The organism is Micromonospora sp. CA-269861, from assembly GCF_050948505.1.
Classification (GTDB): domain Bacteria; phylum Actinomycetota; class Actinomycetes; order Mycobacteriales; family Micromonosporaceae; genus Micromonospora.
Genome location: NZ_CP192014.1, coordinates 327,941 through 346,216, shown reverse-complemented (window position 1 = coordinate 346,216; position 18,276 = coordinate 327,941). Strand labels below are relative to the sequence as shown.

General features: G+C 71.9%; 16 protein-coding genes and 1 pseudogene. 7 read left to right on the top strand and 10 right to left on the bottom strand.

The genetic code is table 11. The annotated features are described in order from the left end of the window. Positions 1–11 precede the first annotated feature (11 nt). Together ACQP0U_RS01660 and ACQP0U_RS01655 are read right to left on the bottom strand one after the other, a co-directional pair. Complete coding sequence (locus ACQP0U_RS01660) at positions 12–941, bottom strand: ABC transporter substrate-binding protein (protein ID WP_433315145.1); 930 nt, start codon at positions 939–941, stop codon at positions 12–14. A 366-nt stretch (positions 942–1,307) separates the two neighbouring features. Beyond that, entirely contained in the window at positions 1,308–3,185 is a 1,878-nt protein-coding gene (locus ACQP0U_RS01655) for a M14 family metallopeptidase (RefSeq protein WP_433315143.1), read from the bottom strand. 210 nt (positions 3,186–3,395) lie between these two features. Between ACQP0U_RS01655 and ACQP0U_RS01650 the strand changes: the two genes are divergently transcribed. Then, positions 3,396–4,733: a C39 family peptidase gene (locus tag ACQP0U_RS01650; protein WP_433315141.1), complete on the top strand. Its 1,338-nt coding sequence runs from the start codon at positions 3,396–3,398 to the stop codon at positions 4,731–4,733. A gap of 80 nt (positions 4,734–4,813) precedes the next feature. Here the strand turns inward: ACQP0U_RS01650 and ACQP0U_RS01645 are convergent, their stop codons facing one another. The 3 genes from ACQP0U_RS01645 to mqnE form a co-directional block, all read right to left on the bottom strand. Then, positions 4,814–5,113 (bottom strand): DUF4229 domain-containing protein, encoded by a 300-nt coding sequence (locus ACQP0U_RS01645; RefSeq protein WP_433315140.1) that lies wholly within the window; start codon positions 5,111–5,113, stop codon positions 4,814–4,816. 72 nt (positions 5,114–5,185) lie between these two features. Next, positions 5,186–5,623, bottom strand: a complete 438-nt coding sequence (locus ACQP0U_RS01640) for a hypothetical protein (RefSeq protein WP_366630363.1) — start codon at positions 5,621–5,623, stop codon at positions 5,186–5,188. Positions 5,624–5,646: 23 nt separating this feature from the next. Continuing rightward, complete coding sequence (gene mqnE, locus ACQP0U_RS01635; RefSeq protein ID WP_124815231.1) at positions 5,647–6,816, bottom strand: aminofutalosine synthase MqnE; 1,170 nt, start codon at positions 6,814–6,816, stop codon at positions 5,647–5,649. A 239-nt stretch (positions 6,817–7,055) separates the two neighbouring features. On the opposite strand from mqnE, the gene ACQP0U_RS01630 reads away from it, so the two are divergent. Further along, positions 7,056–8,609, top strand: a complete 1,554-nt coding sequence (locus tag ACQP0U_RS01630) for an NlpC/P60 family protein (RefSeq protein WP_433315138.1) — start codon at positions 7,056–7,058, stop codon at positions 8,607–8,609. A gap of 736 nt (positions 8,610–9,345) precedes the next feature. Here the strand turns inward: ACQP0U_RS01630 and ACQP0U_RS01625 are convergent. Then, a complete protein-coding gene (locus ACQP0U_RS01625) occupies positions 9,346–9,912 on the bottom strand; it encodes a hypothetical protein (RefSeq protein WP_433315136.1) in 567 nt (188 codons plus the stop codon). 61 nt (positions 9,913–9,973) lie between these two features. Between ACQP0U_RS01625 and ACQP0U_RS01620 the strand changes: the two genes are divergently transcribed. The 3 genes and pseudogenes from ACQP0U_RS01620 to ACQP0U_RS01610 all read left to right on the top strand — a co-directional run bounded on the left by ACQP0U_RS01620 (position 9,974) and on the right by ACQP0U_RS01610 (position 13,279). Then, positions 9,974–10,309 carry a hypothetical protein gene (locus ACQP0U_RS01620; protein WP_433315134.1) on the top strand — a complete coding sequence of 112 codons (336 nt, stop codon included), beginning with the start codon at positions 9,974–9,976 and terminating at the stop codon, positions 10,307–10,309. Between the two features lie 365 nt (positions 10,310–10,674). Continuing rightward, positions 10,675–12,033: pseudogene (locus tag ACQP0U_RS01615) on the top strand (DEAD/DEAH box helicase); the annotation flags it as partial. Between the two features lie 625 nt (positions 12,034–12,658). Next, positions 12,659–13,279: a putative glycolipid-binding domain-containing protein gene (locus ACQP0U_RS01610; protein WP_433320541.1), complete on the top strand. Its 621-nt coding sequence runs from the start codon at positions 12,659–12,661 to the stop codon at positions 13,277–13,279. Positions 13,280–13,314: 35 nt separating this feature from the next. Here ACQP0U_RS01610 and ACQP0U_RS01605 read toward each other — a convergent pair whose 3' ends face one another. Genes ACQP0U_RS01605 through ACQP0U_RS01595 form a run of 3 tightly spaced genes read right to left on the bottom strand, consistent with a single transcriptional unit; the run spans position 13,315 to position 15,777 of the window. Then, complete coding sequence (locus tag ACQP0U_RS01605; protein WP_433315132.1) at positions 13,315–14,406, bottom strand: PLP-dependent cysteine synthase family protein; 1,092 nt, start codon at positions 14,404–14,406, stop codon at positions 13,315–13,317. A 32-nt stretch (positions 14,407–14,438) separates the two neighbouring features. After that, positions 14,439–15,269, bottom strand: a complete 831-nt coding sequence (locus ACQP0U_RS01600) for an SDR family NAD(P)-dependent oxidoreductase (protein WP_433315130.1) — start codon at positions 15,267–15,269, stop codon at positions 14,439–14,441. Between the two features lie 49 nt (positions 15,270–15,318). Then, positions 15,319–15,777, bottom strand: a complete 459-nt coding sequence (locus ACQP0U_RS01595) for an Lrp/AsnC family transcriptional regulator (RefSeq protein ID WP_433315128.1) — start codon at positions 15,775–15,777, stop codon at positions 15,319–15,321. A 270-nt stretch (positions 15,778–16,047) separates the two neighbouring features. On the opposite strand from ACQP0U_RS01595, the gene ACQP0U_RS01590 reads away from it, so the two are divergent. After that, a complete protein-coding gene (locus ACQP0U_RS01590; protein WP_007454516.1) occupies positions 16,048–16,314 on the top strand; it encodes a BldC family transcriptional regulator in 267 nt (88 codons plus the stop codon). Between the two features lie 179 nt (positions 16,315–16,493). Here the strand turns inward: ACQP0U_RS01590 and ACQP0U_RS01585 are convergent, their stop codons facing one another. Then, positions 16,494–17,123, bottom strand: a complete 630-nt coding sequence (locus ACQP0U_RS01585) for a UbiX family flavin prenyltransferase (RefSeq protein WP_425779005.1) — start codon at positions 17,121–17,123, stop codon at positions 16,494–16,496. Between the two features lie 152 nt (positions 17,124–17,275). Between ACQP0U_RS01585 and ACQP0U_RS01580 the strand changes: the two genes are divergently transcribed. Continuing rightward, entirely contained in the window at positions 17,276–18,259 is a 984-nt protein-coding gene (locus tag ACQP0U_RS01580) for a terpene synthase family protein (RefSeq protein ID WP_433315126.1), read from the top strand. The last annotated feature ends 17 nt before the right edge of the window (positions 18,260–18,276 follow it).

Below are 18,276 nucleotides of genomic sequence, written 5' to 3'. Positions count from 1 at the left end.
ACGGACGACTGTCACGCGGGCACCTTGGCGACCGCGTCGATGATCACCCGGAGCAGGTCCACGACCCGCGGGCCCCAGCGGGAGGCGATGTCGTCGTCCAGGGCTACGACCTGGTTGTTCTTCACAGCGGTGAGGCCGGCCCAGCCACTGCGGGCCTTGACGGTGTCGGCGCTCTGCTGGCAGCACTTGGCATCGGCCAGGAAGACGAAGTCCGGGTCGGCCTTGACGATGAACTCCTGGGACAGCTGCGGGTAGCCGAAGTTCTTGCCGTCCGCGTCGGCCGGGTCGGCGATGTTGGTCAGGCCCACCTGGCTGTAGAGCGAGCCGATGAAGGTCTTGCTGGTGGCGCTGTACAGCTCCGGGCCCAGCTCGTGGAAGTAGGTGAGCTTCTCGGCGCGCTGCGGCAGGTCCTTGACCAGCTTGGCGATGTCGTCCTTCATCCGGGTGGTGACGTCGGTGGCCTGGTCGGCGTGCCCGGTCAGCGTGCCCAGCTCGGTGATCTGCCGGTACGAGTCGTCGAGCGTGGTCGCCGCCGGGGTCTGGTACACCGGAATCTTCAGCTTGCCGAGCTGATCGACGATCTTGTTGCGGTCGTCGGAGAGCACCACGAGGTCGGGGTTCTTACCGGCGATCGCCTCGGCGTTCGGCTGGAAGGCGGAGAGGTCGGTCTTGGGCGCGTCGGCCGGGTAGTTCGACTGGTCGTCGACGGCTGTCACCTGCGGGCCGGCACCGATCGCGAAGAGCATCTCGGTGGCGGTGGGTGACAGCACGACGATCTTCTCGGGGCGCTTGTCGAGGGTGAGCGCGCCGACCGTGACCGGGTAGGCGGCAGCCGCGGTGCCGGCGCTCGGCTTGTCGTCTGCCTTCTCGGCGCAGGCGCCGAGGGCGAGCGCGGCGACCGCGAGGGTCGCCGCGAAGAGCCGAGGGGTACGTCTGAACATGGGGGCCTCCTGTCGGTCGAGGAGTGTGGTGCTTCGCCGACAGGGACTTTCGTACGCCCGCCCACGAGGCGCCCTTCCTCGAGAGCGCGTATCGCGACCGATCCGTAGGCGACCTGGCTCGTCCCCACCGGCCGGTGGGGCATCACAGTTGCGGGACAGCGCCGGGTTTCGTACCGGCTTCGCTGCGGACTGGTCGGTAAGACGGTAGCGCACCGCCACGACGTGCCGGATCGATCAAGGGTGGGTCGGCGGCCGTCGATACCTCGGACACCCGCGCCCTGCGGGGCGGGGAGGCATATGTCCGAGATCCTGGGGTTTCAGAGCGGGTGGTGGGGCCCCGCCGGGGCGGGACGGGGCCCCACCCGATCAGGAGGACGTGATGGTGACGTTGTCCACAGCCGCCTCCACCAGGCTGGCTCCGGACGCGTCCGCAGCCTCGACCAGCACGCGGACCGACTGGCCGGCGTACGGAGTGAGGTTGAGGTTCGCGACAGCCCAGCTCCCGTTGCGGTTGCTGGCCGCGCCGGCCTGGGTGAGCAGCGCGGTGGTACCGCCGTTGTGCACCACGCTCACCCGCAGGTAGTCCGCCGACGAGGCGTTCGAGCCGTGCGCCAGGTACCAGGCGAGCGAGAGGGTCAGCGTGCCGGACGACGGCAGGGTCACCGCCGGGGACCGGGCGCTGGTCACGCCGCCGTCGAGGTCGTAGTCACCTGCCGCCGAGCCGGCCAGCCGGCCGGTGACCAGGTCGTTGGATCCGGCGTACGGGGTGAGCTGCTTGGCTCCGGAGGACGTGGTCGCCTGGGCGGCGCCACGTTCCCACGCCCCGAGGGTCGCGGTGTCGGTGCCGGCCGGGTTGATGGTCCAGCCGGTGGCGGTCTCGAAGGTGTCCGACCAGACCGTGGTGCCGCCACCGCCACCGCAGTACTGCGCCTGCTTGCCGATGGCCCGGTACGGGCAGTCGGCGTACTCGCTGAGGATCAACACCGCTTCCCGGTTGCGCGAGGTCTGCGCCGGGATCACCTCGTCCGGCGGGTAGAAGCCACCGCCGCCGGACGAGCCCGGGTACATCTCGAACGTGTACGCCCAGATGTTGTGGGTGGCCCACATCCAGTCGAGGCTGTCCCCGTCGGTGATGTAGAGATCGCTGGACTGCTCCGGCGTGTAGCCGTTGGTGGCCGCCATCTGCTGACCGATGGTGGCGAAGGTGTTGTACTGGTCCGCGTTCATCCCGGTCGCGGTGTTCGCCGTGGTGTAGCCGTACGGCCAGAGCACCAGCTGCGAGTACGTGTGGAAGTCGATGTTGGCCTTGATCTGCTGCACACCGCCGACCACCCGGCCGTTGACGAAGTTGCGCAGGGCCTGCGTCTCGGGCGCGGAGAACGCCGACGGCCCACGGTAGGTCTCCGACGAGGTGGTGCCGGACGAGCCGCCGCAGCAACCCCAGTTGTAGGACCAGTTGCGGTTCAGGTCGGTGCCGACGTTTGACGAGCCGCTGTTGGGCTGCCGGTTCTTGCGCCAGGACCGGTACGAGCCGGTGGCGATGTCGTACTCGCTGCCGTCCGGGTTGACCGTCGGCACGATCCAGAGCTCCCGGCCGTTGACGATGTTGGTGATCCGGGAGTCGCTGCCGTAGCTGTCGGTGAAGAGGTTGAGCAGGTAGATCGCCATCTCGACGGTCAGGTGCTCACGGGCGTGCTGCTGGGAGTTGAACAGGATCTCCGGCTCACTCTCGTCGGTGCCGACGTTGTCGGAGATCTTCACCGCCATCAGGTCGCGGCCCTCGTACGACGAACCGATGCTGATCTTGCGGGCGATCGCCGGATGGTCGGCAACGACCTGGTTCACGACGGCTGTCAACTCCGCGTAGTCGTGGTAGTTGGAGTCGGCCGGCGGGAAGGCCAACGCGCCGAAGTCGCCGGCACCGCGCTCGGCATTGGGGGGCGGGGCGAGCGGTTCCAACCGGAAGCCGAGCTTGCCGATCGCGGCGGCCTCAGCCGTGGTGGCCGAGATGTGCAGCACTCCATGTTCGGAGTAGTCGATGGCGGCTCCGGTGCGGGCCACCGCGTTGCGGTCGGCGAGGGTCCGGGGCCCGAGCACCCGGTAGCTGGCGGCGGCCGGCTCGGTGGTGCGATCCGGTGCCGGTCGGGCACCGACCGGACCGGCGGCGACGGTGACGATGCCCAGCCCGGTGACGACGGCGAGCACCAGGACGCGGCGGAGGGGGATGGGCGTGCGGAGGGCCATGGACTACCTCCTCGATGGGCGGGAGATCCCGCTCGGTGAAGGACACTTCACCACCTGTCACATGGTCATATCAATATTGATCGTTGCGTTGTCCATCCCAAGCGGATCATCACGGCGGCAATGATTTTCCACCCATCAACGTCTGGCGAAACTTCCCTCCAAGCGGAAAACTGACCAGCGACGATGCCCCCTCGACACCGCGGAGCACCCATGGCCAGATCCCGCCTGCGCGCGGCCGCCCTCGCCGGCGTCACCACGCTCACCCTGCTCACCACCACCGCGCCCGCACTGGCGGCCCACCCGCCAGCACCCGCCCACGACGAGCAGATCACCTACCAGGACTGGTCCGGGCCCGCCGACTGGCACCGGGGCAGCCGGGCCGGCACCCGCGTCGTGCCCGGCGCCCGAGCGGGCGTCACCCTGGCCCGCCCGGCCGGCACCGTCGAGTACGCGGACCCGCACACCGGCGCCACCCGCACCTGGGAGTACGGCACCTGGACCTCACCGGTCACCCGGATCGGGTTCGACGCCACCGAGCTGATCGCCTCCTGGAACGCGGAGACCCCCGCCGGCACCTGGATCCAGGTGGAGATGCAGGGCAACTACACGAGCGGCGACCAGACCCCGTGGTACGTCCTCGGCCGCTGGGCGTCCGGCGACGCCGACATCAAGCGGACCAGCGTCAACCGGCAGGGCGATCCCTTCTCGACGATCTGGACCGACACCTTCAGCATCGACGACGCCACCGCCGGGGTGCTGCTGCGGTCGTACCAGCTCAAGCTGACCCTCTACCGCGCACCCGGGCAGAGTGCCGCCCCGGTGGTCCGGATGCTGGGCGCGATGAGCTCCGCAGTGCCGGACCGGTTCACCGTGCCGCCGAGCGCCGGGCACATCGCCTGGGGCCGGGAGCTGCCGGTGCCGCGCTACTCGCAGAACGTGCACGCCGGGCACTACCCCGAGTACGACGGCGGCGGCGAGGCGTGGTGCTCACCCACCTCGACGGAGATGGTTATCGAGTACTGGGGTCGCAGGCCGTCGGCGGCCGACACCTCCTGGGTGGACCCGACCTACCCCGACCCGACGGTCAACCACGCGGCGCGGATGACCTACGACTACGCGTACGACGGCGCCGGCAACTGGCCGTTCAACACCGCGTACGCGGCCAGCTTTCCCGGGCTGGAGGGTCGGGTGACCCGGCTGCACTCGCTGGACGAGCTGGAGCGCTTCATCGCCGCCGGTATCCCCGTCGTGACCAGCCAGTCCTTCCTCGCCAGCGAGCTGGACGGGGCGAACTACGGCACCTCCGGGCACCTCTTCGTGGTGGTCGGCTTCACCGCTGACGGCGACGTGATCGTCAACGACCCCGCCTCGTCCAGCAACGACGTGGTGCGCAACGTCTACAAGCGTGCGCAGTTCGAGCAGATCTGGCTGCGCACCAAGCGCACCAACGCCAGCGGCGGCGTCTCCGGCGGCTCCGGCGGCATCGCGTACCTGATCAAGCCGACGTCAAAGCCCTGGCCCAAGGTCCCCGGCTCCACCAACTGGTAGACCCAACCCGGCCCACCCCGCGCCGTTGATCATGAAGTTATTGCCCGACTGCTCGGCGTGTCGTGGCAATAACTTCATGATCAACGCGGGGAGTCGGGGGTCTGGGTGGGCGGGTCGGGGGTTGGGGTGGTGGTTTCGTCTTCGCCGGCCAGGGCGGATCGGAGGCGTTCCTTCTCCGTGCGGCGGCGCTCGGTCGCTTCGGCGATCTCCCCGGCCATCTCGTCCCGCCAACCACGCAGCAGGAAGAAGGAGAGCGCGGCGGAGAACACCAACGCCAGCATCAGCTTCAGGAACACGTTCATGTCGATCAGCCAGAGGCCGGCCAGCACGGCGACGAACAGCCCGATCCGGCCCAGCGTGTACTTGAGCGCGGCGCTCACCTGCACCACTCCGTTCTCTCCGTCGCCCGCCACTGCCGGCGGAAGGTCGAGCCGCCCGGCGGGCGGTCGTGGTCAGCCGGTCCGGCGGGCCAGCCAGCGGACGCCCGGGAACCAGAGGGCCGCGTACGCCACGGTGAACGCCCCCGCCGCCAACGCGCCGGAGAGCAGCGGCGGCAACCCCGCGCCCAGACCGGCGATCAGCAGCCCCGCGAACACCCCGACGGCGGCGGCGACCACCGCCGCCACCACCCGGGCCGCGCCGAACTCCCAGGCCCGGAAGTCGTCCCAGAACAGCCAGGCCGGAAGGATCACCGCCAGCCAACCGTTGGTGTGCCCGAAGTCGCCGGCGCCGATCGAGGCGAACGCCCAGTCGAACAGCACCAACGCGAGCACACCGATGACCAGGCCGGCCAGGCACACCCCGAGCAGGTCGCCAAGGGTACGGATGCGGCCCTCGGCGTCCCGCCGGGGAAACCCGCCCTGCTGCTCAGGTCCTCGTTGCTCGGTCATCGACTGCGAGGGTACGTGGTGGCTCAGGCCCAGACCTGCTGCGGCTCGGCGCGCCGCTCGGCCAGCGACGGGGCCTTGTCGTACTCCCGGACCACGTTGTAGCGGGTGTCCCGCTCGACGGGCTGGAAGCCGGCGTCCCAGATCAGGTGCAGCAGGTCGTCGCGGTGCATGGTGTTCGGGGTGCCGTACGAGTCGGCGTCGTGCGTGATCTTGTATTCGACGACGGAGCCGTCCAGGTCGTCCACGCCGAAGTTCAGCGAGAGCTGAGCCACCGACAACCCGTGCATCACCCAGAAGTTCTTCAGGTGCGGCACGTTGTCGAAGAGCAGCCGGGAGACGGCGAACGTCTTCAGCGACTCGGCCGGCGAGGCCATCGTGGTGCGCGCCTGGATCCGGTTACGGATCTTGCCGTCCGCCGAGTCGACGAAGTCGTGCTGGTAGCGCAGTGGAATGAAGACCGCGAACCCGCCGGTCTCGTCCTGCAACTCGCGTAGCCGCAGCACGTGGTCGACGCGGTGCCGAGGCTCCTCGATGTGGCCGTACAGCATGGTCGCCGGGGTCTTCATGCCCTTGCTGTGCGCCAGGGCGTGGATGCGCGACCAGTCCTCCCAGTGGCAGGCGTGGTCGACGATGTGCTGCCGGACCTCCCAGTCGAAGATCTCCGCGCCACCACCGGTCAGCGACTCAAGGCCGGCGTCCATCAACTCGTCGAGAATCTCGTCGGCGCTCAGGCCGCTGATCTTCTCGAACCACTGCACCTCGGTCGCCGTGAAGCACTTGAGCTTGACGTTCGGCAGCGCCGCCTTCAGCTCGCGCAGTACCTTCGGGTAGTAACGCCAGGGCAGCGTCGGGTGCAGACCGTTGACGATGTGCAGCTCGGTGAGCTGCTCATCCTCCATCTCCTTGGCCTTGCGGACCGCCTCGTCGATGCGCATCGTGTACGCGTCCTTCTCGCCCGGCTTGCGCTGGAACGAGCAGTACGCACAGGACGCCGAACAGACGTTTGTCAGGTTGAGGTGCCGGTTGACGTTGAACATCACCCGGTCGCCGTTCAGCTCGGTGCGCTTGTGGTGCGCCAACCGCCCCAGCCAGGTCAGGTCATCGCTCTCGTAGAGGGCGACCCCGTCCTCCCGGGTCAGCCGCTCACCGGCGTACACCTTCGCTTCGAGCTCACGCTTGAGTCCGGCGTCCATGGCACGTCCCTTCCACCTGCGGTCCGGATCGAGCGTACGTCGCGACGCCGACGGGCCCGGCGGCACGGTCGCCGGCAGCGACCCACTTCACCAGACTCTCAGCCTCCCGTAACCCGGCAACGCATCGACATGAGTGGCGAGGTGCGGTAGTAACAAGGTGGGGCGGAACACACACACTGGTACCGTCCCGACGGTCGCGCCCACCGAGCGCGGCGACGAGCAGGTGGACGGGGAGCGGCATGGTCTACAGCGGGCGCGGGCGACGGCAGCGACGACGGAGCCCGGTGATCTCGCCGGTCCTGCGTCCGAAGCTCTGGGCAGCACTGCTCAGCGCGATCGCCGCAGCCGTGCTGGCCACCCCCGCGTACGCGGAGCCCGGTGTGCCGAGCACCGTGCCGGACGCCGGCTCCCGCCCGGCGGTCACCGGCTCGCTCCAGCTGCCCGGCGGCGCACCGGTCGCCGGCGTGCCCGCCCCGCCGGTGGCCAACATCGGCAACGGCCCGCTGGCCACCGCGATCTCTGCCGGCGAGGCCCAGGTCGGCGCGCTCGGCGAGGCGTTGCTCTTGAGCCGGCAGAAACGCGTCGACGCGCAGGCGCAGCTCGACGCGGCCGGAAAGGCGCTGGCGAACGCCCAGGACGCCCTGCTCCGGGCCCAGCAGACGGCCGACACCGCCGCCGCCGAGGCCGTCAAGGAAGCCGCCGCGCTGCCGCCGGGCGACCTCGCCCAGGACATCCGTGGGCTGAGCCGGCTCCAGGCGATCACCCGTGGCGAGAAGGTCGACGGCGGCACCACCGGAGTGGCCGGCGAGCTGTCCCGGGCCCGCGCAGGCGAGCAGGCCGCGTACCAGAAGCACAGCGAGGCCAAGGTTCTGCTCACCACCGCCGAGGTGGAGTTCACCACGGGTGAGACAGCGCTCCGCACCGCCGAGGCGGGCCTGCTCAAGCTGCGCCGGGACAACGCCGCCGCGCTGATCGAGATCGAACGCCAGCAGGAGGCCGCCGAGCAGCAGATCGGCGCCGGCTACGTCTCCAACCAGAGCGTCAGCGGCATGGCCGCCCACCCCCGGGCACTGGCCGCGGTCCGGTACGCGCTCGCTCAGCTCGGCGACCCGTACAAGTGGTCCGAGGAGGGTCCGGACAAGTTCGACTGCTCCGGCCTGATGTGGGCGGCGTACCGGTCTCGCGGCGCCGACTACTTCGACCTGCCCCGGGTCTCCCGCGACCAGTACGCCGCCACCCGGGGCCGCACCGTTCCGCAGGGCGCGCTGCTCCCCGGCGACCTGCTCTTCTTCGCCTCTGGCAGCAGCTGGACGACGATCCACCACGTCGCCATGTACATCGGCAACGGCAAGATGGTGCAGGCGCCCACCACGGGCGACGTTGTCAAGATCTCGGTCGTCCGCTGGTCCCGGCTGTACGCCGCCACCCGGGTGATCGGCGCGGTGCCGGCTCCGGTCGTGACCAGTCCGACCCCGCCCGTCTCGACCCCGAAGCCGACACCCACGCCCACGAAGACCACCAAGCCGACGCCCACGCCCACGAAGACCACCACCCCGAAGCCCACCGAGAGCGCGACGCCGACGCCGACGCCGACCCTGACGACCACCCCGACTCCCAACCCGACAGGCAGCACCACGCCGAAGCCGTCGGAGACCCCGGACACCACTCCGACGACCCTTCCTCCGGCACCGACCAGCGCCCCGGCCAGCGCGTCTGCGACGACCACGCCGAAGGCCAGCACGAGCGTGACGGGCAGTGGCGGCGCGACGGGCAGCCCCAGCACCGCGGGCTGATCCGCCACGACCGGCTCCGGCTGTCCGCTCGGGAAGATCTGTGGCACCGTGACAACCAGGCACATCCGACTCGACGTCACGGGTCCGGGTGCGAGCATGGCGCGGAGGGCGGAAATGGCCGAGCAGAGAGATCCGGCGGAGACTGTCGACCCCCTGGTCGACCAGGCCGGCCCACCAGGGCCGGACACCGCCGACCCGGTAGCCGCCAGCGACGCCAGCCCGGCCGCCACCAGCCCGACAGGCACCAGCCCGACAGGCACCAACTCGGACGACTCCGACCCGGCTGACAGCAACGACAGCCCGGCTGCCAGCGGCACAGCACCTGCCGTCGCGGACGCCTCGACCGATGCCGACGACGACGAACCAGCCGACGACGACGCATCCGCCGGTGTCGACGCCGCTTCCAGCGGAACGGACGCTTCCGCGGCCGTTTCCGGGACCGGCGCCGGGCAGTCGGCCGCCGTCGACGCGCGCCAGGGCCAGGCCGCCGCACCGGTACGCGCACGCGCCAGCGTCACGACCGCCGGTGCTCTCCGCAGTGACCTGCCGGCCAGCGCTCCGGTCACCGCGACCACCTACCGCGCGACCGGTTCGGCCAGCCCAGCCGACGTGTCGTTGCCAGGGCAGCGGAACGACTCCCCGCGCCGGCCCGGGCCAGCGCCACGGTTCCGAGCAGCAGCCGGGGAACGGCCGACGCCCTCGGCACCCCGGACCACCGCGAGAGCACGCCCGGCGTCTACCGAGCCGCGCCGGTGGGTGCCGAGCCGGAGCCGGCCCCGACACCAGAGCCGGAGCCCGCGCCACCCGGTCCCGGGCCGACTCCGCCGTCGCCACCGGAACCGGAGCCCGCGCCGGCCCCGGGCCCGTACCCGCCCAGCCCGACACCGACGCCGGGCCCCCGACCCACGCCGCCACCCGGCCCGGTTCCGCCTGTCCCGGGCCCGCCCACCCCGCCGCCCTCGCCGATGCCGCCCATCCCCGGCCCGCCGTCGCCGCCCGTTCCGAGCCCGCCGCTGCCGCCGCCCGGCCCGCCGGTGCCCGCCCCACCAGCCCCGCCCGGCCCGATGCCGGCACCGCCGTTCCCGCCGCCGCCGGCGATGACCGACCCGCCCGGCGTACGGGCCACCGCTTCGGTCTCCGCACCGCCGGCCGGGTGGCCGTCCACCGGAGGGGCGACCCGCCCGACGTCCGGTGGCGGATGGACCGGGACGGCCGCCTCCCCGCCGCCGGTGGTGCCCGCGCCGGCGCTGCCGAGCTGGCCACCGTCCACCACCGGGGCTGCTTCGTCGACCCGGGGCAGCACCGCGAACTCCCGGACGACCGCGCCACCGAGCAGCCCACCGGCTGGTTCCGCCGGACGGAACGTGGCCGACGCCCGTGGTGCGCGGCCCGACAGCGGCGTCCGTGGTGGGCGGCCCGACAGCGGCGCCGACCTGGCCGGCACCGTCTACGGCAACGGCGAGGGGGCCGGCTTCACCACGATCGCGATACCCGCCAACGCGGTGGAGACTTCCGGCTCGTTGACCGGGCACATCCTGGCCCAGGGCTGGTCGGACACTCCGGCCGAGCGGTCCAGCAACGCCCGGGTGATGATCGTCCTGGCCGCCGCCCTGGGCCTGCTGGTGGCGATCAGTGTCGTGGTCGTCCTGCTGGCCGGCGACGCCCTGGACGGTCTGGTGGGCAGCGTGCTCAGCGGGTGAGCCAGCGAGTGGTGGCGATGGTGAGTCCGCCCACTACCGTCGGTCAACCGACTGGCGGCTTCGCCGGACCGCCGTACACTGGCTGAGATCACTGACCCGGCGCGCGTGGTGTGCGCCCCTGGGCGATCTTGCGGGCGATCCGGCGGTACAGCCGCGGCAGGCCATCGCGAAGATGCGCCCCGCTCGAAAGGTTTTTGTTGACCACCTCTGCTGACCCCAGCACCGTTTCATCCGTTTTCAACTCAGTCCCGGCGACCGACGCCGCCCGGGAGCAGCTAGACGTCGCTCCGAGCGAGGCCGGCACCGTGCCGGCCGCGACCGCCACCCCGCAGGCCGAGCCCGTGCCGACGGAGACCGCCGAGCCGATGAGCTTCGCCGCTCTCGGCCTGCCCGAGCCGCTGGTCCGCGCGCTGGCGCAGCAGGGCATCACCAGCCCGTTCGAGATCCAGCGGGCCACCGTTCCGGACGCGCTCGCCGGCCGCGACGTGCTGGGCCGCGGGCAGACCGGTTCGGGCAAGACGCTCGCCTTCGGTCTGCCGATGATCGCCCGGCTGGCCAGCCGCAACCGGGCCCGGCCGATGCGTCCGCGCGCCCTGGTCCTGGTGCCCACCCGCGAGCTGGCCATGCAGGTCAACGACGCCCTGGTGCCGCTGGGCAAGGCCGTCGGCATCTTCCTCAAGACCGCCGTCGGCGGCGTTCCGTACGACCGTCAGATCGACGCGCTGCGCCGCGGCGTGGAGATCATCGTGGCCACCCCGGGCCGACTCGGCGACCTCATCGAGCGGGGCATCTGCCAGCTCGACGACGTCGAGGTCACGGTGCTCGACGAGGCCGACCAGATGGCCGACATGGGCTTCCTGCCCGAGGTGACCGATCTGCTGGCGAAGACGCCGGCGAACGGTCAGCGGCTGCTCTTCTCGGCCACTCTGGACGGTGACGTCGACGCGTTGGTCAGGCGGTTCATGACCGACCCGGTCACCCACTCCACCGCGCCGTCCACCGCCTCGGTGTCCACCATGGACCACCACATGCTGTTGATCCCGCCGCACGAGAAGTTCCCGGTGGCAGCCTCGATCGCCGCCCGGGACGGCCGGACCATGGTCTTCGCCCGTACCCAGCTCGGGGTGGACCGGCTGGTCGAGCAGCTCGCGGCCGTCGGCGTACGCGCCGGTGGGCTGCACGGCGGCAAGACCCAGCGGATGCGCACCAAGACGCTTGCCGAGTTCCGTGAGGGCCGGATGAACGTGCTGGTCGCCACGGACGTGGCGGCCCGGGGCATCCACGTCGACGGGGTCACCCTGGTGCTGCACGTCGACCCGCCGAAGGACCCCAAGGACTACCTGCACCGCGCGGGGCGTACCGCCCGGGCCGGCGAGTCGGGCGCGGTCGCCACGCTTGTGCTGCCCAAGCAGCGCCGCACCACCCTGGCGATGATGGAGAAGGCCGGCGTCGCGCCGGCCGAGACCCGGGTCCGGGTCGGGGACGCGGCGTTGGCCGAGCTGGTCGGTGCCCGCGAGCCCAGTGGCGTCCCGGTCCGCGTCGAGGCCGAGCCCCGCGGCTACGGCGACCGCTCCGGCGGCCCGCGTCGGTTCGACGACCGGGCCGGCGGCCCGCGTCGCTTCGGTGACCGCACGGGTGGCGAGCGCCGGTACGGCGACCGCCCCCAGGGCGACCGGCGCTTCGGCGACCGCCCGCAGGGTGAGCGCCAGTACGGCGACCGCCCGCAAGGTGACCGGCGCTTCGGCGACCGGCCCACCGGCGAGCGGCGCTTGGTGACCGGCCGCAGGGCGACCGGGGTTACGGCGACCGCCCCCAGGGCGACCGCAGGTACAGCGACCGCCCCCAGGGCGACCGGGGCTACAGCGACCGGCCGCAGGGCGACCGCCGGTTCGGCGACCGGCAGCAGAGCGACCGCCCGCAGGGCGACCGGGGTACGGCGACCGCCCGCAAGGTGAGCGCCGCTACGGCGACCGGCAGCACAGCGACCGGCCGCAGGGCGAGCGCCGGTTCGGTGACCGGCCGCAGTTCGGTGACCGGGACGGTCGGGGCGATCGACCGACCGGCGAGCGGCGCTTCGGCGACCGGCCGCAGGGTGACCGGCGCTTCGGCGACCGGGACGCTCGGGGTGCTTTCCGCCCGGAGAGCCGGGTCCGGGACGACCGGCCCCGCGATGACCGGCCGCGGGAGGACCGCCCGCGTGACGATCGGCGCGGTTTCGGCGGGCGACCGCCGGCGCGTACCCACTGATTGATCCACCGAACGCCGTCGCGAAGCCCATGCTTCGCGGCGGCGTTCGCGCATGCCCTGCCGATGTCGGTCCGGTCGCGTAACGTCCGGCTCATGCCGACCATGCCGAAGTCAATCTTCTGGTCCCGGACGGACACCGCCGGCAGCGAGCAGGTCCTGCTCGACGACGGCCACGGGTTGGCGGCCCGGGGCACCCTGCTCGCCGTCGACCCGATCCCGTGGACCGCCCGCTACCAGCTGACCACCACGCCGGACTGGGCCACCACCCGGGTCGAGGTCGAGGCCGAGGGTCTCGGCTGGCTGCGCCGGGTGACCCTGGAGCGGGCCGCGGGCCGGTGGCGGGTGACCACCGCCGAGCAGGGCGACCTGGACGCGGCCCTGGTCGCGGCCGGTCATCCCCGATCCGGGCTGCCGGGCACGGACGACCCGGACCGGTTGGCCGACGCCCTCGACGTCGACCTGAGCGGCTCGCCGCTGTTCAACACCCTGCCGGTCCACCGGCTCCGGATGGCGGCCGAGCCGGCCGATGTGGCACACCGGATCACCGTTGCCTGGGTGCTTCTGCCCGGCCTGGAGGTGGTGCCGGCCGAGCAGATCTACACCGGGCTCGGGCCGGGTCGGGTGCGCTTCGCCAGCGGCACCTTCACCGCCGACATCGATCTGGACGACAGCGGCTACGTGGTGCGCTACCCCGGGCTGGCCGAACGGATCGACCCCCGCTGATCGGCGCTCAGACCGCCCCGACACCGCCGAGCGGTTCAGGCGGGCCAGGCGCCGCTGGTCAGGAAGCGGTCGATCGTGGCCAGGTGCGGGGTCAGGTCGAGGCCCTGGGCGGCCACCCAGTCGTCGGCGTAGTACGTGTCGGCGTACCGGTCGCCCGGGTCGCAGATCAGGGTGACCACCGAGCCGGTCCGACCCTCGGCGAGCATCGCGGCGATCAGGCCGAACGCGCCCCACAGGTTGGTGCCGGTGGACCCGCCCACCCGGCGGCCGAGCAGCGCCGACCCGGCGCGCATGGCGGCCAGTGACGCCGCGTCCGGCACCTGGACCATCCGGTCCACCACCGAGGGCAGGAACGACGCCTCCACGGTGGGCCGGCCGATCCCCTCGATGCGGGAGCCCTTCCCGGTCCGTACCGACCAGTCGGCCGCCAGCCAGGCGGGGTAGAACGCCGAGTTCTCCGGGTCGACAACGCAGAGCTTGGTGGCGAGCCGGCGGTACCGGGCGTACCGGCCGATGGTCGCGCTGGTGCCCCCGGTGCCGGCGCCCACCACGACCCAGGCGGGGATCGGGTGCCGCTCCAGCTCCAACTGCGCGTAGATCGACTCGGCGATGTTGTTGTTGCCCCGCCAGTCGGTCGCCCGCTCGGCGTAGGTGAACTGGTCCATGAAGTGCCCGCCGGAGTCCTCGGCGAGCCACCGGGCCTCGACCACCACGCTTGCCGGGTCGTCCACCAGGTGGCACCTGCCGCCCTGGAACTCGATCTGCGCGATCTTCTCGGGCGAGGTGGAGGCGGGCATCACCGCGATGAACGGCAGGCCGAGCATCCGGGCGAAGTACGCCTCGGAGACCGCCGTGGAACCCGACGACGCTTCGACGATCGTGGTGCGTGGCCCGATCCAGCCGTTGCAGAGCCCGTACAGGAACAGCGAGCGGGCCAGCCGGTGCTTCAGCGAGCCGGTGGGGTGTGACGACTCGTCCTTGAGGTAGAGGTCGATCCCCCACTCCCTGGGCAACGGGAACGGAAGCAGGTGGGTGTCGGCCGACCGGTTCGCATCCGCCTCGACGGTGGCGATCGCCCCCGTCACCCAGGTCCGGCTGGCCTCGTCGCACCTGTCGAGATGAGTCACGCTCGAAAACGTAGCAAGCAGGCCAGTGCCGGTCAGCGCCGGTCCGACGGCACCGACCGGCGGCGTTGGCGGCGCTGACCTGCGCGGCCGGCCGCCCGGACGAGCGGGGTCAGCGCGACGGCCAACCGGGGCAGCGCGTCCAACAGCCGCACCTGCGCTCCCCGCCAGCGGGGAAGACTGACCACCGGACGCGGCCGGTGGGCCAGCCGGACCACCCGGGCAGCCACCCGCTGCGCGGTCAGCATCGACCCGGTGAACGAGGCCACCGCCCCCGGGTCGTCCAGCCGGTCGTGCAGCATCGGGGTCCAGATGCCGTCCGGGCAGAGGCAGGAGACGTGCACCCGCCGGTATCCGGCCATCCGCAGGTCGGAGAGGGTGCCGAGGCTGAACGCCAGCAGGGCGTGCTTGCTGGCCGCGTACACCGTCTCGCCGGGCGCGGCGACCAGCCCGGCCAACGAGACGACGTTGAGCACGTGGCCGTGCCCCTGGCGGCGCATCACGGTCAGCGCGGCGAGGGTGCCGTTCATGGCGCCGAGGGCGTTCACGTCGAACACCCGACGGCGGGTCGGGGCGTCGTGCTCCCACGACGCCCCGGTGACCAGGATGCCGGCGTTGTTGACCCAGAGGGCGAGGTCGCCCCGGCTCGCCGCGGACGCGGCGATGGCGGCGCAGGCGTCCTCGTCCCGAACGTCCAGGGCTGCCGACCAACCCCCGACCGGCGCCGCGGCGGTCCGCACCGCCGCCGGGTCGAGGTCGGTGAGCAGCACCGACCAGCCGTCGGCGTGCAGCGCGGTGGCGATGGCGCGGCCCAGGCCGCCGGCAGCGCCGGTCACCACGGCCACGGGACGCTCCGGCGGGATCATCGGCGCACGCTACCGCCGGCCGCCGGGCGACACCAGGGGTACGCGGCAGTCAGGCCGCGGGCGGGCCGACCGGCTGGGGGCGGTTCTCCCACTTGGTGGAGAGCGCGATGGCGGTACGGGTGGAGGCGACCCCCGGCGTCCGGTTCAACCGCGTGATCAACTGCTCCAGCTCGGCGATCGTGCCGACCCGCGCCTTGAGGAGGAAAGACTCCACGCCGGCCATGAAGTAGCAGGACTCGATCTCGGGCAGCACCCGCAGCGACTCGAGCATGTCGTCGGTGTCGGCACCGGAGTCCTCCACGATGCCGATCAGCGCGGTGACGCCCAGTCCGATCGACTCCGGGGCCACGTCCGCCCGGTAGCCCCGGACCACACCACTGCTCTCCAGCTTGCCGACCCGCTCGTGCACGGCCGGGGCCGAGAGGCCCACCTGTCGGGCCAACTCGGCGTACGAGAGGCGAGCGTTGCCGCGCAGCAGGTCGACGAGGCTCAGGTCGATGGCATCCACAGAGAGTGACCCTAACCGCTGACGCGTAACGTGCGGCCTTCGGCACCCGTTGGACTGAGCGGTGAGTCACTGTTCACAAACCGCCGGTCAGGGCAGAGGTAGCACCAGTAACATTACTAACTCCCCACTCAGTGCATTTTTCGCGTTTGGGCGGACAGGCCATGTCCCTGGTGCTGTAATTGCCATACGTCCCTCATGACGGCTCTGGGCTACGCACCAGCCGGGGGCAGTGTGTTCAGCCGGGGGCTTCGTCGACGCGAGGAGGGGGCTGTGGACACTGGAGATCGCCTGCTGACACCGGGTGAGGTCGCCGCGCTGTTTCGGGTAGACCCGAAAACTGTGACGAGATGGGCGGCGGCCGGCCGGATAGGAAGCATCCGGACTCCAGGCGGGCATCGCCGGTTTCGGGAATCCGAGGTGCGAGCCCTGCTTGAGGGGGAGGGCATGCTGGACGAGGTGGATGAGGTCGGAAAGCCACGCAATGTGGGGCCGGCCGCATCCACGGGGCCGGGTCCGGCCAACGCCGGCATGTACTGAACTGGTGCGGACAACGCCACGCGGACCGGACACCAGTCCGGTCCGCGTCCCGCTTCGGCCAACCGCCGGGCGGCAGCACCGCTCGTGCTGAGCAGGACAACGGTGCCCAGCACGAGCGGACGGCTCAGCACGAGCAGGACGGCTCAGCACGAGCCGACGGCTCAGCACGGGCGGACGGCTCAGCTTCGCGCTGCGCCAAGCTGGCCGGACCACCGCCGAAACAGCGTGTGTGGGACGCCGAGCGCGTCCAGCACCTTGCCGGCCACGAAGTCGACGAGCTGCTGTGCGCTGGCCGCTGCGCCGGCACCGTAGAAGCCGGGGCTGGCCGGCAGCACCACCGCGCCCGCGTCGTGCAGCGCGATGAGGTGCTCCAGGTGGCTGCGGGTCACAGGTGTCTCCCGGGGCACCAGCACCACGGGCCGGCGTTCCTTGAGGTTGACCTCGGCGGCGCGCTGCAACAGGTCCTTGGAGAGCCCGATCGCGACGCCCGCACAGGCTGCCGTGCTGGCCGGGACCACTGCCATCCCGCGTACCCGGTAGGAGCCGCTGCTCGGCCCGGCGGCCAGGTCGCCGGCCGGCCAGTGCCGCACATCGGCTGTGGTCAGGTCCCGGTCGAGCCAGGCGGCGAGGTCCTCGGCCCAGTGCCCGTCGCGGAAGGGTCGGCCGGTCTCGTCGAGCACTGTGAGCCGTGCCGCCCGGGACACGATCAGGTCCACCGGCTCGCCCGCGTCGAGCAGTCCGCCGATGACTGCCGCCGCGTACGGCGTGCCGGAGGCACCGGAGACCCCGACCACCCATGGTTCCCGCATCCCCCCAGCCTGCCTGGTCCGGCTGGTCCGCTGGTGGGCACCCCCGGGGGATGCTCCGATCCGACATCTCCGGCGGGTAGCTGCGCATCCCGCCGTCCTGACATGCTGCCGCTGGCGATTTGCACCGGAACGATCTGGCAGAGGAGGCATCGGTGACGACCGGCGAGATCCTCCGGGCGCTGCGTGCCGAATGTCCGATCCCGTCCCGGCTTCCACCGCACGCCGATCGTGTGCAGGCCTGGGTGCTCGGTCTGCTGCCCGAGCTTGACCTTCGACTGGACGCCGCCGCCCTGCACCGGCTGTCCCGGGGAGCCTTCGCCCGGTACGCCGGACGGCTCTATCCGGAGGCGACCGAGGCCGACCTGCGGGTGCTGGCCATGCTGTTCACCTGGTTCTTCCTGGTCGATGACGCCTGCGACGGGCCGGACCGGTTGACCCCGGAGCAGATCCGGGCGCTGCGCAACAGCACGTTGGCGCTGCTGCGCGACGGCACCCGGCTGCGGCAGACCGGGCTGACCGGCCCGCTGCGACGACTGCTGGTGCTGGCCTGGCGGGAACCGCGCCGCCGGATGCCGGCCCGGTGGCGGGAGCGTTTCGCCAACGCGGTGGCCCGGCACCTCGACGGCACCTGGCAGGAGGCCGTCAACAAGGAGGCCGGTCGCCGGCCCAGCGTCGACGAGTACGTCGCGCTACGTCGGTCGACGTCGGCGGCGGAGGTGTCGTACCCACTCGTGGAGTTCGTCAGCGGTAGGCCGTTGCCCGACCCGGTCTACCACCACCCGCTGCTGCGGCAGATCGCCCGCACCGGCAACGACCTGCTCTCCTGGTACAACGACCTGGCCTCGTTGGAACGGGACCGGATCACCGCCGGCGGGCACAACCTGGTCCTCGCCATCGAGGCCGAACTGGCCGTGCCGGAGGCGAAGGCGGTCGAACGGGCGGCCGAGCACTGGCGGGAGGCGATGCGACGCTTCGTCACGCTAAGAGCTGCGGTGCCGTCGTTCGGCCCGGCGTTGGACGAGGCGGTCGCCGACCATCTCGACGGGATCGCGTACGCCGTGCGCGGGACCGTCGACTGGACGTTCGAGAGCGCCCGTTACCCCGTCAGCACCGTGCCACCAGCCGCAGGGCCGTAGGCCGGACCGGCCCAGCC